Source organism: Pseudomonas sp. FP818, assembly GCF_030687335.1.
GTDB lineage: Bacteria > Pseudomonadota > Gammaproteobacteria > Pseudomonadales > Pseudomonadaceae > Aquipseudomonas > Aquipseudomonas shahriarae.
Genome location: NZ_CP117427.1, coordinates 4,034,731 through 4,049,963 on the forward strand (window position 1 = coordinate 4,034,731; position 15,233 = coordinate 4,049,963).

Sequence of the window (15,233 nt, forward strand, 5' to 3'; positions counted from 1 at the left end):
CAACCCCCATGTGGTCCGAATACTCCCTGGATGTGGTGGACGCCGTGGCCCGTCACGGTAGCTTCAGCGCTGCCGCCCAGGAACTGCACCGCGTACCCTCGGCCATCAGCTACACCGTGCGGCAAATCGAAGAATGGCTGGCAGTGCCGCTGTTTATCCGCCGCCACCGCGATGTAGAGCTGACCCCCGCCGGCCGCCTGTTTATCGACGAAGCCCGTGGCGTGATGAAAACCATGCTCGGCACCCGCCGACTGTGCCAGCAGGTGGCCAATGGCTGGAGCGGCCAGCTGAAGGTGGCGGTGGACTCCATCGTCAAACAGCAGCGTTGCCGGCAACTGGTGCTGGACTTCTATCGCCAGTTCCCGGAAGTGGAGCTGCTGCTGGAGTACGAGGTGTACAACGGGGTGTGGGACGCCCTGGCGGACGAGCGCACCGATATCGTGATCGGCGCCACCAGCGCGGTGCCGGTGGCCAGCCACTTCACATTTCGTGATATGGGCTTGTTGAACTGGCTGTGCGTGGTCAGCGCCCGGCATCCGTTGGCCCAGCTCGACGGTTTGCTCAGTGACGATCAACTGCGACCCTTTGCGTCGCTGTGCATGACCGACACTTCGCGCAACCTGCCCAAGCGCGACACCTGGACCCTGGATAACCAGCGGCGCCTGGTGGTCCCCAACTGGGCATCGGCCATGGATTGCCTGCAGGACGGGTTGTGCGTCGGCATGGTGCCGGCGCACCTGGTGCAGCCATTGATCGACAGCGGTGAGCTGGCGGCCCTGCAACTGTCCCGGCCCTTCCCGGCCAGCCCGTCCTGCGTGGCCTGGGCGCAGAACAAACTGTCACCCGCCATGGCCTGGCTCCTGGACTACCTGGGGGATAGCCAGACGCTGAACCAGGAGTGGCTGAACGGACCCGCTTCACAGTAACCGAGCGATGGCCCGCACAATCATCTCCACTTCCTTGCTGTCCAGGGTCAGGGGCGGCAGCAGGCGAATGACCTTGCCCCGCGTAACGTTGAGCAACAACCCCTGCTCCCGTGCGGCCCGTTCGGCCAGGTCGCGCTGCGGCGTGGCCAGTTCAATGCCGATCATCAGGCCACGACCACGGATCGCCAGCACCTGCGGATGCTCACTCAATTCCACTCGCAGCCGCGCCAGCAGCCGCTCGCCCTGGCGCGCGGCGTTCTCCAGCAGGCCTTGTTCCTCGATGATATCCAGCACCGTGCAGCCCACGCGACACGCCAGCGGGTTACCGCCAAAGGTGCTGCCATGGCTGCCTGGGGTGAAGAGCTTGGCCACCGAGGCACGGGCCAGGCAGGCGCCAATCGGAATGCCGTTGCCCAAGCCTTTGGCCAGGGTCATGACGTCCGGGACAATCCCCTCCTGCTGGAAGGCAAACCAGGTGCCGGTACGGCCAATGCCGGTCTGGATCTCATCGAGCATCAATAACCAACCGTGCTGGCTGCAGTGGGCGCGCAAGGCTTTCAGATAGCCCGGCGGGGCCAGTTGCACGCCACTTTCACCCTGGATCGGCTCCAGCAATACCGCGACTATCCGGGCGCCAAACTCACGGGTCACTGCGTCCAATGCCGTCAGGTCGCCAAAGCCGACCTTGATGAAATCCCCCGGCAAACGCTGGAACCCCAGGCGTACCGATGGCCCGTCACTGGCGGCCATGGTGCCCAGGGTGCGGCCGTGGAAGGCGTTCTCCATGACCACCACCAGCGGCTGCTCGATGCCTTTTTTCCAACCGTGCAGGCGCGCCAGTTTCAACGCGGTTTCATTGGCCTCGGCGCCAGAATTGTTGAAAAACGCCTGATCCAGGCCCGATAGCCGGGCCAAACGTTGGGCCAGCCTTTGCTGCCAGTCGATGCCGTACAAGTTGGAGGTATGCAACAGCAACCCGGCTTGCTCGCTGATTGCCGTCACCAGCCGCGGGTGGGAGTGACCGACATTGGTCACGGCAACCCCGGCCACCGCGTCAAGGTATTCACGGCCTTGCTGGTCCCAGAGGCGGGTGCCCAAGCCACGGGCAAATCTCAGTGCCAGGGGTTGATAGGTGGTCATCAGGCAAGCGGCGGTCATGGCATCGGGCTCCATCAAGGTCATGGCCTTAGTATCGTTAGCCACTCAAGCTGGATAAACTGCGCATACCTGCAATGACTTTAAATCAGGACTTGATAATGGACTTGTTCCAGGCAATGAGCGTCTACGTCAAAGTGGTAGAAACCGGCAGCATGACCGCAGCGGCCCAGGTCTGCGGCCTGTCTACGACCATGGTCGGCAACCACTTGCGCGCCCTGGAACAACGCCTCGGCGTCAGCCTGCTCAAGCGCACGACCCGCAAGCAAAGCCTGACCGAGTTCGGTGGCCTGTATTACCAGCGCTGCCTAGAAGTCCTGGGGCTGGTGGCCAACTCCGAGCAATTGGCGGAACAGGTCCACCGCGAGGCGCCCCAAGGGTTGCTGCGCATCACCGCACCGCCCGCGTTCGGGGCCGAGCGCCTGGCACCGGCGCTCAGTGAGTTTTCCCGCCGCTACCCGCTGATCCAGCTGTACGTGGTGTTGAGCAATCAAACGATGGACCTGATCGACAGTGGCTTCGACGTCGCGATCCGCCTGGGTGAGCTGCAACCTTCGAGCCTGATCGCCCGGCCCTTGCAGGACTACACCATGACCCTGTGTGCATCGCCGGATTATCTGGCGCGCCGGGGTACACCCCAGCAACCCATGGATTTGCAGAACCACGACTGCCTGGCGTTCGCCTACCCATCGACCGATGACTGGCGCAACGCCGACAAGCTCTGGCGCCTACGGGGGGCCGAGGGTGAAGTCGAAGTCGCCGTGTCCGGGCCCATGACCATCAACAGCTCCCAGGCCCTGCAGCGCGCGGCCGTCGAAGGCATGGGCATCGTGATGCTACCCGACGCCCTGGTGGCCGCCGACCTGCTGGCGGGCCGACTGGTGGCGCTACTGCCAAGCTATCAGTCACCTTCGCGCTCCATGCACCTTCTTTATGCACAGGACCGCTACCGCCTGCCCAAGCTGCGGGCCTTCGTCGACTTCGTGATCGAACAATGGGCGCGTTAGAAATTCACCCCCAGGGCCTTCAGCTCACCGCGGGTCTGCTCGGGTGATACATGATGAATACCCCGCCAGCCCACAGCACTGGCAGCGTGGGCGTTTTCAGCCACATCGTCGATAAACACCAGTTCTTCGGGGCGGATATCCGGCAAATGGGCGCGCACCTGGTCAAGGCTGGCGCGGTAGATCGCAGGGTCGGGCTTGATCAGCTTTACCTCGCCGGACACCACGATATTGCGAAAGTACTTCAGGAAGGGGTAGTTGGCGCGAGCATAGGGGAAGGTTTCAGCGGACCAGTTGGTCAAGCCGAACAGCGGCACTTTAGCCTCATGCAGGTCTTCAAGAATCGCTACGCCGTCGGCGAGCGGGCCGCGCAGCATTTCATGCCAGCGGTCGTAGTAGGCCCGGATCAGGGCCTCATGTTGCGGGTGCTCGGCGATCAGGCTGTGGGTGGCTTCAGCCAGGGTGCGCCCAGCGTCCTGTTCGGTGTTCCAGGCCTGGGTACAGATGTTCTCGAGGAACCATTGGCGCTCCTCGTCACCGGTAATCAGTTTACGGTACAGATGCTGCGGGCTCCAATCAAACAGAACACCGCCGAAATCAAAAACTACTGCACGAATCGTCATGAAGATCCTCCGTTAGCCGAGTGTGGTCACTGGAACACCCAGCATGAAGCAAATGTGGGAGCTGTCGAGCCCCGGCGAGGCTGCGATAGCGGCGGCACTGCAACATTATGTTGCCTGAACCACCGCTATCGCAGCCTCGCCGGGGCTCGACAGCTCCCACAAGGGTTTCGCTTCGTTTGTTAGAGCTTAAGCCTGAACCAGACCTTCAATCTTCACAGTCGGATTGACGTCCGCGTCGTAATCCACGCCATCAATCTCGAAACCGAACAGGCGCAGGAACTCTGCCTTGTAGCCGGCAAAATCGCTGATTTCGTTGACGTTGTCATCGGTCACCTGATTCCACAGCGCCGCCACGGCGTCCTGGACTTTCGGTTCCAGCTCCGCCAGGTCGGCACGCAGGCGGCCATCGGCGTCAAGCTTCGGCTCGCTGCCGTACAGACTGTCCTTGAACAGACCGTAGACCTGCTCGATGCAGCCTTCGTGGGTGCCCTGCTCCTTCATCACCTTGAACAGCAGCGACAGGTACAACGGCATGATCGGGATCGCCGAGCTGGCCTGGGTAACCACGGCCTTGAGCACCGAGACGCGGGCATCGCCCTTGAGTGCGGCGAGGTTGTCGCGCAGGGTCAGGACTTTCTTGTCGAGGTCTTTCTTGGCCTCGCCGATGGAGCCGTTCCAGTAAATATCCTGGGTCAGTTTTTCGCCCAGGTAGGTGAACGCGGTGGTCTTGGCGCCTTCGGCCAGCACGTCGGCGTCACGCAGGGCGTCGATCCACAGCTGCCAGTCTTCGCCGCCCATCACTTTGACGGTGCCGTCGATTTCTTCCTGGGTCGCCGGCTCCAGCGTGGTGTCGACCACAACGCCCTTGTCGGTGTTGATCCCGCGCAGGGTCACAGCCTTGCCGATCGGCTTGAGGGTGGAGTTGTGCACCACGCCCTGCGGATCAGTACGGCGCGGCGCGGCCAGGCTGTAGACCACCAGGTCGATCTTGCCCAGGTCTTTCTTGATGGTTTCGATGGTCAGGCGCTTGATCTCGTCAGAGAACGCATCGCCATTGATGCTCTTGGCGTACAGGCCTTTTTCGGCGGCAAACTTGTGGAAAGCGGCGCTGTTGTACCAGCCGGCAGAGCTGAGCTTGCCTTCTTCGCCTTCTTTTTCAAAAAACACCCCAAGGGTGTCGGCGCCACAACCAAACGCGGCACTGATACGCGCAGCCAGGCCGTAACCGGTGGACGCACCGAGCACCAGGACTTTCTTCGGGCCGCCTTCGATGGCACCGTGTTCGGTCACATAGTCGATCTGCTCTTTGACGTTCGCTTCGCAGCCAACAGGGTGGGCGGTCACACAGATAAAGCCACGAACCCGCGGTTTGATGATCATAAAATTTCTGCCTCTTCCAAGGTGCCGATGGCCAATGGTGGCCATTACGGCGTCAATCGTACTGGTCTATGACGTCCGAAAAACCGAAGCGTCACGATAGTCGCAATTCTTCTGTTCGCAAAATCCAATCCACACCGGCCAAAGGCACTATATTTTTCCGACAAGGGCGCGAATTCAGCAAGTTCTGCGGCATGATGAGGCAGGACAGAGTTTGCGTCCTGCCTTTAGGGCAGGGAAAATGCCCGTCCTGTGCGACCGTATTCGGCGCTCGTCATCCTCAAGCCACTGGCTGTCCATCGCCCGGTGGCTGCGCTTTCAGGGAATAAGAATGCCTCAACGCCAAGTCATCAATGCCTCCGTCAGCCCCAAGGGCAGTCTCGAAACGCTGTCACAACGTGAAGTCCAGCAACTGAGCGAAGCCGGCTCCGGCAGCATCTATACGCTTTTCCGCCAGTGCGCCCTGGCCATCCTCAATACCGGCGCCCATATCGACAACGCCAAGACCATCCTCGACGCCTACAAGGACTTCGAAGTCCGCATCCATCAACAGGATCGCGGCGTGCGCCTGGAACTGTTGAACGCGCCAGCCGACGCGTTCGTAGATGGCGAAATGATCGCCAGCACCCGGGAAATGCTGTTCAGCGCCCTGCGCGACATTGTCTACACCGAAAACGAACTCGATAGCCAACGCATCGACCTGAGCACCTCCCAGGGCATCACCGACTACGTGTTCCACCTGTTGCGCAACGCGCGTACCTTGCGCCCGGGTGTCGAGCCGAAGATCGTGGTGTGCTGGGGCGGGCACTCGATCAATACCGAAGAATACAAATACACCAAGAAAGTCGGGCACGAGCTGGGCCTGCGCAGCCTCGACGTGTGCACCGGTTGCGGCCCGGGCGTGATGAAAGGCCCGATGAAGGGCGCGACCATTTCCCACGCCAAGCAACGCATCACCAGCGGGCGCTACCTGGGCCTCACCGAGCCGGGCATCATCGCCGCCGAAGCACCGAACCCAATCGTCAACGAACTGGTGATCCTGCCGGATATCGAAAAACGCCTGGAAGCCTTCGTGCGTGTCGGGCACGGCATCATCATCTTCCCCGGCGGCGCCGGTACGGCTGAAGAGTTCCTGTACCTGCTGGGCATCCTGATGCACCCGGACAACCGTGACGTGCCCTTCCCGGTCATCCTCACCGGGCCCAAACAGGCGGCGCCGTACCTGCAACAGCTGCATGCGTTTGTCGGCGCGACCCTGGGTGAAGCGGCCCAGGCCCACTACCAGATCATCATTGATGACCCCGCCGAAGTCGCCCGGCAGATGACCGCGGGCCTGAAGGACGTCAAACAGTTCCGCCGCGAGCGCAACGACGCCTTCCACTTCAACTGGCTGCTGAAGATCGACGAAGGCTTCCAGCGTCCGTTCGACCCAACCCATGCCAACATGGCCAGCCTGCAGTTGAACCATGCCCTGCCGCCCCATGAACTGGCGGCCAACCTGCGCCGGGCGTTCTCGGGGATCGTGGCGGGTAACGTCAAGGACAAGGGCATCCGCATGATCGAACAGAACGGCCCGTACGAGATCCACGGCGACCCGACCATCATGAAACCACTGGATGAGCTGTTGAAGGCGTTTGTGGAGCAACACCGGATGAAACTGCCTGGCGGCGCGGCGTATGTACCGTGCTATCGCGTGGTGCAATAAGGCAGATTGCCAGGTCATAGGTTGTATTGCTTTAGAGCCATCTGAGGGGTGTCGAGGGAGCGAAAGCGGACTAGGGTTTTATCTATTCCGACCACCGACACCTACCAGCAGAGCGACCTATGGACCAACGGATCTTGTCCTCCATTATTCCTTACCCTAAGGTAAGGAATATCCCGATGGAGATCTTCATTATGGCCACCGCCACACTCACCTCAAAAGGGCAAATCACCATCCCCGTTCAAGTCCGCAGCGCGTTGGGCCTGGACACCGGAGACCGGGTGGAGTTTGTCGAAATGGAAGATGGCAAGTTTGCCATTATCGCTGCCAACCACAGCATCCAGGACCTCAAGGGCCTGATCCGCAAGCCCGCCAAGGCCGTCAGCATTGAACAAATGAACCAGGCCATCGCCGCGCAGGGAGCGAAAGCGGGATGATTGGCCTGGATACCAATGTGCTGGTGCGCTATGTCACTCAGGACGATCCGGTTCAATCGGCCAAGGCCTCGAACCTGATCGAATCCCTGACCGTTGTTTCACCGGGCTTCGTCAGCCTGGTCTCGGTCGTGGAGCTGGTATGGGTATTACAGAGCTGCTACCAATGCACCAAGACGCAACTGGTGGCGGTTCTGGAAACCCTGCTGCGCACCCGTGAACTGATCATCGAAGATGCCGAACTCATCTGGCAGGCCGTGCGCCGATTTACCACGACCAAGGCTGACTTCGCCGACTGTTTGATCGAACGCTGTGCCCACGCTGCCGGGTGCGAATACACCGCCACCTTTGATATCGATGCCGCGAAAGCCGTCGGCATGCGTCGCCTGGGCTGAATCCTGGCGTTGCTGCAACGGGCCTGCTTTGGTAAAACCTGTATTCCACTGCCCTTGAGAGACCGCCCAACGTGCGCACGCTTCTGCTCGCAGCCCTGCTCCTGACACCCACCCTCGCCCTGGCAGAAACCATCGCCTGGCCGGACCTTCCAGAGACCTGTTTCGTCAGCGGCCGTTCTGCCACCAACGACGATGTCGACAATGGCTGTGCGGCGTTTCTGATCAATGTGAAAGGCAAGGCGGCAGGCACGCCCATCAAGCTGGAAATCCCCCAATACGCCATGCACGTCGAAGCGGGCACAGGCAAGGAAACGCCGGTGATCATCATCCAGGCGGAAGAGAACGGTGAGATCAAGGCGGTTGGGTACAAGGAACTGGGAACGGAGCAATTGGGCGCGGCGTTGCTCAAGGAAGTGCGGCTACTGGGAACCAAAAAGCCGACCTGAAGAACCCTATCCAAGCGACCGGGGCATGATGTTTACGACGCACGCACCATCGCCTGCCTCTTCAAACGGACCAGAATCAGCCCAACCACCACCACCGCAATTCCCACATACGTCGACGTATAAATCACATCGCCAAACATGACTGCCGCCCAGACCAACGTCACGGGGGGTTCCAGATACACCAGCGCTGCGACGTGGGTAGCGGTCATGACCCGTAACAACATCCAGAGGCTCAGATACGCGACAAACGTAGAAAACACCGTCAGCCAAACGATCGAGACCAGTACGGCGCTGTCCCGGGGAATGCTGAACGTATCGGTGTAGAGCACGGCCGCAGTGAAGCCCATCAAGGTAATCAGCGACTGGATAAACAGTGACAGGCTCAAGGGGCTGCGATGAGTTTGTCTAAGCGTTGAGCGCCGTTCATATAACGTCGCCATCGTCAGCCCCAGTGCAGAGACAAGCGGCAGTAAATACATACCCAGTCCGAGCTCGGCAGCACTATTGCGGTACTGCCCCGCGATCACAATCGACACCCCGCAAAAACCAACCAGCAAACCCAGCCATTGCCACGCTCCGCTGCGCTCTGTCGTACTGCCCGATGAAAGTGCAGCGGTCATCAGCGGCTGAAGCGCAGCGATGATCGCCGCAATACCTGGCGGCAAACCATTTTGGATCGCCACATAGACACAACTCAAATAGAGAAACTGCGACAAAAAACCGATCACCGCATGGTGGCGAATTTGCTCCCAGGAAACCTTCAGCAGCGCGATATTCAAAAACAGCGCCAGACAGACTGAGACCAGCAAAAAACGCCAGAACAGCAAGTTGAACGCTCCCGCATCCTCGGCCCCCATCTTCGCTCCAATAAAACCGGAGCTCCAGGACAAGACAAACACTATCTGCAATAACAGTAACTTCAGCGTTCCCAAAGTCGTGCTCTTAGGCGACATCATTATTACCCCTGAATATCGCCAGTTCGGTAAAGGTAATAGGCTCAATGCCCAGTCGACGGTATTGCTCGTCAGCGGGCAATGCCAAGTCGCGCCTAAGCTGGAACCATGGCCGGATAGTCCTCAGTACACCGTCGTCGGATGCCAGGTGCCAGAACTTGTTCACATCGACTGAGCTGTAAGGACAATGAAATGAAAGGACCAACGACATACGCCTGCCGGCCGTGACCGGGCGAACACCATGAAACACACGGCTACCGTAAAGGTAGACCGCATCGCCACTGGCCCTGACTACGCTGGTACATACGTGTCCATCCAGGTTACTCACATCAAAAAGCTCGTTCCGCTGGTCAAAAAAAACGAACTCTCCACCTTCATACTCACCAGGGTCCGATAGCAGGATATTCAACACGAAACTGGTGCCGTCGGTATGCCACATGCCAATCTGGGCTTTATCCTCAGGGGCCTGGCGCGGGTAGAAATAGTTGACCTGTGAACGCGCCCGTAAAAATGGGTGGGGCACCAAAGGGACACCTGCAATCTGCGACACCGCCAACAAAAAAGCGCGACTACCCATCATCTCCCGAATAAGGGTCGAGGACTCAGTGGCGGCGCGGGTGCGATTGGAAATAATCCAGTCGCTGGTGGTAGAGCCCGCCTCCAACTGATAACAAGCTCGACGTAGTTGCGTGACGCCCTCTTCGGTGAATAGTCCCGCAACCTGTGCCACGGCTGTTAGTCGCTCAGCCGAAGCGACGCCCAACGGCGAGTTCACATAACCAAGCTCGGCAAGACTTTGGCGATGCCCGAATGCTGGAACACTGTTGCGTAAGTAGCTGTCACTCCAATGCTTAAAGGTATCGAGCAATGCCCCTGGATGCTTGCATCGTAATGATGCTGGAGAAAGCGACGCCTGCAACGCCAGTTTCAGCCGTCCTGCTCCCTGTACAAATACCGGAAGGTCACCGTCTCGTCTCATGGCTATCCACCTCTATCTGTCAGTGCAATCGTGGTCCAGGCAATACTCGGACAGTTGATACATAACACTGCCATCTCCGCTGCAATACTCACCAATTACTCGGCAACTGCCGTACTCCTGGCGCACACGGATGAATTGCTCGCGGGTGTATTTCAGGCAGACATTCGTCAAGAGATAGCCATCATCGTGACCGTCATGGACGGGCAACAACGTTGCAGCTACACGGTAGCGCTCATCGTGGTGCTCGATTTCGGAGATGATGACCCGATGGCTATCCGTTTTCTCCAAACCCAGTTTCAACCCGATCAGATCAGAAAACCGAATCATGCAATCGTGGTTATAAAAACGATGGATATGAGCGTCATCCTCAACCGTGGACAACTGCATTTCTGACAAGACGTACGTTCGCATGCCGCCCACCCGGCGGATGATCTCGCCTACGGTATCGGGCAACTCATTGCCCTCTTGAAAGCCCAGCATTGTAATTAGCGTCACATCCTGACCGCGTTCAAGCTGGTGCCTGGACAAGTCCCGGAAATCAGTGGCCAGATAGGAAAACCCCTGAGGAGTGGCCAGCATCGGCTCAATCGCACGACGCATGATGCCCTGCGAAGCACAGTTGATATCGACCGCGGTGTAATACTCAAGCTCAATGCCACACTCAAGCAAATACCCCATCAGGGCGGATGTTTTCACTGGTTCTGGACCCAGTTCGACGTAATGAACGCTGCCCTGCCCCAGGAGATCGACCAGATCTCCAGCGACTGATTGCAGCAGGTCACCCAGGGAGCCCGTTCCGCAAGGCGCGGCGCATACGCCTTCGTCGCTTATCCCCTGGCTATTCAAGGCGGTCATCAGCGCTAGTATTTCTGCGCTGACTTGCTGCGAAAGCTCCGTCCGATGCTCAGACAAGGTCGAATATTTCTCAGCGTTTTCAATAGTCCAGATTCTTCCTTCCAGGTCATGATTGTTCTGCAAGGACGCTACAACCAGCGTGTTGATATCCATATACGCTCCAACTCTTTCTTATTAGGTATGCAGGTGCGCTCTTGTTTGACCAAAAGACTAAAGTGGGGTCATGATTTTGTATATTTGAATAATCCGCACCACTAATCCTCAAAAGAGGAATCATGAACAAACAACTGAACATCGACCTTCTACGCACCTTTCATGCGGTTGCCCGCTTTCGGCGTTTCAATGAAGCAGCCAACCATGTCCATCGCAGTGCATCGACTGTCACCACTCAAATCCACAAGCTGGAGCAACTGGTGGGTCAACGGTTGTTCAGCCGCAACAACCAGGGCGTCGAACTCACGATGTATGGCAAGAAGTTGCTGAGTGAAACCACTGACTTTCTGAAAAGCCATGACCGCCTGCTCGCATCACTCACGCCACAACGCATGCAGGGCAAAATCCGCCTGGGCTTGCCTGACTCATACGCTCCGGCATTTATGCGTGACTTCCTACCGTTGCTAATTGCAGACAATCCGCTGCTTGAACTGGAGGTGGAAGCCAGGTCCAGTGGTGAGCTGTTCACAATGTTCAGTCGCGAACAAATTGACTTGGCACTGATTGTCAGCTCACAACCGCTGGAACAGGGTGAACGTCTCGGCACGATCCAACCCGTCTGGGTAGTTGCCGAGAATTTCCAGAGATCCGAGCAGGCACCGCTGCCCATTGCAGTGCAGCTGACCGGGTGCCCATACCGGGCATCGGCCTTACAGGCCCTGAAAGAGCATGGGGTTTATTACCGGGTCCTGCTGGAGAGTGCCAGCTCGACGGCTGTGGAGGCGGCCATCATGTGTGGGCTGGCGGTCGGGATGATTGAGGAGGAGCGCATGACCACCGGGCTGACCAAACTCATCCCCGGAATACAGTTACCTGGGCTGCCGCCGCATCAGCTTTATTTACTTTCTGATAGCGCTAATCATCTGGCATTGCACCTACATGAGCAGATCAAAAAAGGGTTCAGTATTCGGCCCTTTTGAGCAGACCGAATAGCCACAATCAAAAAACCCGCTGACCGTTACCGGTTCAGCGGGTTTTTAACTGTCGATTCAATCCTGTCTCAGGACTGCGTCAACCGCTTACAGCGCAATGTCAGCCGCCGGCTTGCTCGGCTCGGCCGCAGGCTTGGCAGCCTCGGTCGCCTGTGGAGCAGCCATTTGCGGCATGGCTGGCGGAGGCGTCAGTTGCAACACCTTGGCGGTGTAGGCCCATTCTTGCGCAACGCGCTCAGGGCTGCCGTTCAGCTTGGTGCCATAGCTCGGCACGATCTGCTTCAGCTTCTCCTGCCAAGCCGGGGTAGCAACCTTGTCCTTGAACACTTTTTCCAGCACCGTCAGCATGATCGGCGCTGCGGTGGACGCACCTGGCGACGCACCCAACAGGCCGGCGATGGTGTTGTCGGCGGAGCTGACCACTTCGGTACCGAGTTTCAGGACGCCGCCCAACTCTTCATCACGCTTGATGATCTGCACACGCTGACCGGCTTGCCACAGGCGCCAGTCTTCTTTCTTGGCGTTCGGGAAGTACTCTTGCAGCGCCTTGAAGCGGTCGTCATCCGACTGCATCAACTGGCCGGCGAGGTACTCGACCAGTGGGTATTCACGAATACCGACTTTGGTCATTGGCCAGATGTTGTGGGTGGTGGTGCTGGTCAGCAGGTCCAGGTACGAGCCTTCTTTGAGGAACTTGGTGGAGAAGGTCGCGAATGGGCCAAACAGGATCACGCGCTTGCCATCCAGCACGCGAGTGTCCAGGTGCGGAACCGACATCGGTGGCGCGCCGACCGATGCCTTGCCGTAGGCCTTGGCCAGGTGCTGCTCGGCAATCGTTGGGTTCTCGGTCACCAGGAACGAACCACCCACCGGGAAGCCGGCGTATTCCTTGGCTTCAGGAATGCCCGACTTTTGCAGCAGGTGCAGGGCACCGCCGCCCGCGCCGATAAACACGAACTTGGCGTCGGTCTCGGTCTTGGTACCGTCTTTCAGGTTTTTGTAGCTGACGCGCCACGAACCGTCGGCGTTCTTGGTGATGTCCTGCACTTCGCTCGACAGTTTCAGGTCGAACTTGGGCGTGGTCTGCAAGTGAGCGACGAACTGGCGGGTAATTTCGCCGAAGTTCACGTCAGTGCCGATCGGAGACCAGGTCGCAGCGATTTTCTGGTTCGGGTCACGCCCTTCCATCATCAGCGGAACCCACTTCTTGATCTGTACCGGATCTTCGGAGTATTCCATGCCAGCAAACAGCGGGCTCGCCTGCAGCGCTTCGTAACGCTTTTTCAGGAACTTGATGTTGTCATCGCCCCACACAAAGCTCATGTGCGGAGTGGAGTTGATGAACGAGCGCGGGTTCTTCAGAACGCCTTGCTGAACCTGCCACGACCAGAACTGGCGGGAGATCTGGAACGCTTCGTTGATCTCGACCGCTTTCGGGATCTCAACGGTGCCGTCCTTGTTTTCCGGGGTGTAGTTCAGCTCAGCCAGGGCCGAGTGACCGGTACCGGCATTGTTCCAACCGTTGGAGCTTTCTTCGGCGACACCGTCCAGGCGCTCAACCATCTCCATCGACCAATCCGGCTGCAGCTCATTGAGCCACACACCCAGGGTCGCGCTCATGATGCCGCCGCCGATCAATAGCACATCAACTTTCTTTGCCTCTTCCGCCTGGACGGAAGTAATCCCTATCGACAAAGCCAGCCCCAGCAGGGCAGTGTTCACTTTTTTAAACATCGTAGCACCTATGATAAAACGCCTTCCGCCCTACCGTCCTTGACCTTCCGGCAACCGTAGTACGCCAAACATCAGGCAATGTCTGGCCGGGTCCCGTACTCGCAAGAACTGCAGGGTGGGCACACAAGGCCGACGTATCGACCTCACTTTTATGTCCCTTCTGCGCTGACTTTTTATCATTATTGGCTTCAGCTACCTCGGCGACAGCTCTCTGCCGGTACGCATTCGGGAGTGCGTACCAGAGAAAGGATAGACCAAGATGGCGCGCAGAATATCATGCTCCGGCGGGATCGGGCGTCTGTTCTGGACTTGGTGGTCGTCTTCGCGACAGGTTCAGCGCCACCTGAGGAATAGGGCATCCTGTGACCCGGCGCTTGTAGTCCCGGCAGGATGGAGAGAAATGCTGAAAATCAGAAAAGCCGATGGGAATCATCGAGTTTTTACGGTTTTCCGCCCTGCCCAATTGTCGATAATCGCGCCTACCCAAAACACAGGCGCGCATCCAGATGACACAGACAAAAAGCTATACGGCCACGGCAAAATGGCTGCACTGGGGCATGGCACTCATCTGGATTGCCGCCTGGCTGGTGGGAATTGTCGCCGTTCACTGGCGCGATGAATTCAACCCGCAGCATCAACTCACGTTTTTACACAAGGCGATGGCTAGCACCCTGCTATTGCTTATCGTCCTGCGCATCGCCTGGCGCCTGACCCATGCAGCACCGGCGATGCCCGATACGATGACACCACGGCTCAAGCGTGCAGCGTTTATTGGCCACCTGTTGCTGTACATCGTGGCACTGCTCGGATTGCCGATATCCGGGTGGTACTGGAGCTCGGTGGCTGACAAACCCATTCTGGTTGCGGGCCTATTCCTGCTGCCGCCGCTGGTGGAGCCGGATAAAAGCCTCTATGACCTGGCAAAAGCGATTCACACCTACAGCGCGTGGTTATGCGGCGCTCTGGTAGGTGGGCATGTGATGGTGGCGCTGAAGCATCATTTTATTGATAAGGACAAGGTACTGGCGGGGATGTTGCCGGGGCGCGTCGAATGATGTGGGAAGGCACCGGAACCGTACTCTCCTCAGAAAAAAGCTCCACCAGATTACGTGCCTTGTAGGTAGGTCGATCCAGCTTTCGGGGCGTCAGACGATTCCCTCTTGAGGGGATGACGGCTTCAGCCCCATTGCGCTGTATCAACTCCACGAAGGCATCTGAGTCATAACCTTGTAAGCCTTCGATCAGCGCGTCGGCTTGGCCATATTCAGAGCCTTGTACGGGCGTCAGCAGGAAAATTTCCGGGCGCCCATTGGTTGGCAGGGGCCGTTGCGCCAGGCGTTGGGTGAAGCGCTTCCAGGTTTTTTCGGTGGACCACCGGCGCAGCTTCGGGCCCGGGGCCCGGGGCTCGGGTCCTGCATGTCTATGCGCGTGGCCCGGCCGCTGGCCAAACGCCGGGCAATCGGCGCCTGACCGGCAAGTCGGCTCCCACAACACAGAAGCCGCCT

At 58.6% G+C, this 15,233-nt stretch carries 15 protein-coding genes and 1 pseudogene; 8 read left to right on the forward strand and 8 right to left on the reverse strand.

The genetic code is table 11. The annotated features are described in order from the left end of the window. The first annotated feature begins 8 nt into the window (after positions 1 to 8). Complete coding sequence (punR, locus tag PSH80_RS18220; protein ID WP_057438557.1) at positions 9 to 926, forward strand: DNA-binding transcriptional activator PunR; 918 nt, start codon at positions 9 to 11, stop codon at positions 924 to 926. On the opposite strand, the gene PSH80_RS18225 is transcribed toward punR, so the two are convergent. Then, the gene (locus PSH80_RS18225) at positions 918 to 2,084 is read right to left on the reverse strand and encodes an aspartate aminotransferase family protein (RefSeq protein WP_305420621.1); all 1,167 of its coding nucleotides are present in this window, start codon (positions 2,082 to 2,084) and stop codon (positions 918 to 920) included. The genes punR and PSH80_RS18225 overlap by 9 nt on opposite strands. 98 nt (positions 2,085 to 2,182) lie before the next feature. Between PSH80_RS18225 and PSH80_RS18230 the strand changes: the two genes are divergently transcribed. Beyond that, on the forward strand, positions 2,183 to 3,088 hold the full coding sequence (locus tag PSH80_RS18230) for a LysR family transcriptional regulator (RefSeq protein WP_186626192.1): 906 nt from the start codon (positions 2,183 to 2,185) through the stop codon (positions 3,086 to 3,088). On the opposite strand, the gene PSH80_RS18235 is transcribed toward PSH80_RS18230, so the two are convergent. Beyond that, the gene (locus tag PSH80_RS18235; protein ID WP_169960247.1) at positions 3,085 to 3,708 is read right to left on the reverse strand and encodes an HAD family phosphatase; all 624 of its coding nucleotides are present in this window, start codon (positions 3,706 to 3,708) and stop codon (positions 3,085 to 3,087) included. The two genes, PSH80_RS18230 and PSH80_RS18235, sit on opposite strands and share 4 nt — an antisense overlap. Before the next feature lie 186 nt (positions 3,709 to 3,894). Next, positions 3,895 to 5,088 (reverse strand): enoyl-ACP reductase FabV, encoded by a 1,194-nt coding sequence (fabV, locus tag PSH80_RS18240; protein ID WP_029293964.1) that lies wholly within the window; start codon positions 5,086 to 5,088, stop codon positions 3,895 to 3,897. Between the two features lie 328 nt (positions 5,089 to 5,416). On the opposite strand from fabV, the gene ppnN reads away from it, so the two are divergent. The 4 genes from ppnN (at position 5,417) to PSH80_RS18260 (ending at position 8,062) form a co-directional block, all read left to right on the forward strand. Then, positions 5,417 to 6,790, forward strand: a complete 1,374-nt coding sequence (ppnN, locus tag PSH80_RS18245; protein WP_305417827.1) for a nucleotide 5'-monophosphate nucleosidase PpnN — start codon at positions 5,417 to 5,419, stop codon at positions 6,788 to 6,790. A gap of 176 nt (positions 6,791 to 6,966) precedes the next feature. Further along, a complete protein-coding gene (locus tag PSH80_RS18250) occupies positions 6,967 to 7,224 on the forward strand; it encodes an AbrB/MazE/SpoVT family DNA-binding domain-containing protein (RefSeq protein WP_128592932.1) in 258 nt (85 codons plus the stop codon). After that, entirely contained in the window at positions 7,221 to 7,616 is a 396-nt protein-coding gene (locus PSH80_RS18255) for a PIN domain-containing protein (protein WP_057960277.1), read from the forward strand. Before PSH80_RS18250 ends, PSH80_RS18255 begins: the two co-directional genes overlap by 4 nt. A 71-nt stretch (positions 7,617 to 7,687) precedes the next feature. Beyond that, entirely contained in the window at positions 7,688 to 8,062 is a 375-nt protein-coding gene (locus PSH80_RS18260; RefSeq protein WP_057960278.1) for a hypothetical protein, read from the forward strand. 32 nt (positions 8,063 to 8,094) lie between these two features. Here the strand turns inward: PSH80_RS18260 and PSH80_RS18265 are convergent, their stop codons facing one another. The 3 genes from PSH80_RS18265 to PSH80_RS18275 are packed head-to-tail and all read right to left on the reverse strand — an operon-like array spanning position 8,095 to position 11,002. Further along, entirely contained in the window at positions 8,095 to 9,015 is a 921-nt protein-coding gene (locus PSH80_RS18265) for a DMT family transporter (protein ID WP_057960364.1), read from the reverse strand. After that, positions 9,005 to 9,994, reverse strand: coding sequence for a 2OG-Fe(II) oxygenase family protein (locus PSH80_RS18270; RefSeq protein WP_120733675.1), 990 nt, complete (start codon positions 9,992 to 9,994; stop codon positions 9,005 to 9,007). The genes PSH80_RS18265 and PSH80_RS18270 overlap by 11 nt, the downstream gene beginning before the upstream one ends. Before the next feature lie 12 nt (positions 9,995 to 10,006). Then, a complete protein-coding gene (locus PSH80_RS18275) occupies positions 10,007 to 11,002 on the reverse strand; it encodes a hypothetical protein (RefSeq protein WP_057960280.1) in 996 nt (331 codons plus the stop codon). A gap of 122 nt (positions 11,003 to 11,124) precedes the next feature. Here PSH80_RS18275 and PSH80_RS18280 point away from each other — a divergent pair, with 122 nt between their 5' ends. After that, positions 11,125 to 11,982, forward strand: coding sequence for a LysR family transcriptional regulator (locus PSH80_RS18280; RefSeq protein WP_057960281.1), 858 nt, complete (start codon positions 11,125 to 11,127; stop codon positions 11,980 to 11,982). A 99-nt stretch (positions 11,983 to 12,081) separates the two neighbouring features. Here PSH80_RS18280 and mqo read toward each other — a convergent pair whose 3' ends face one another. Next, positions 12,082 to 13,728: a malate dehydrogenase (quinone) gene (gene mqo / locus PSH80_RS18285; RefSeq protein WP_057960282.1), complete on the reverse strand. Its 1,647-nt coding sequence runs from the start codon at positions 13,726 to 13,728 to the stop codon at positions 12,082 to 12,084. A 506-nt stretch (positions 13,729 to 14,234) separates the two neighbouring features. Here mqo and PSH80_RS18290 point away from each other — a divergent pair. Next, complete coding sequence (locus tag PSH80_RS18290) at positions 14,235 to 14,783, forward strand: cytochrome b (protein WP_057960283.1); 549 nt, start codon at positions 14,235 to 14,237, stop codon at positions 14,781 to 14,783. Between the two features lie 229 nt (positions 14,784 to 15,012). On the opposite strand, the pseudogene PSH80_RS27430 reads toward PSH80_RS18290, so the two are convergent. Next, positions 15,013 to 15,224: pseudogene (locus PSH80_RS27430) on the reverse strand (hypothetical protein); the annotation flags it as partial. Positions 15,225 to 15,233: the final 9 nt, after the last annotated feature.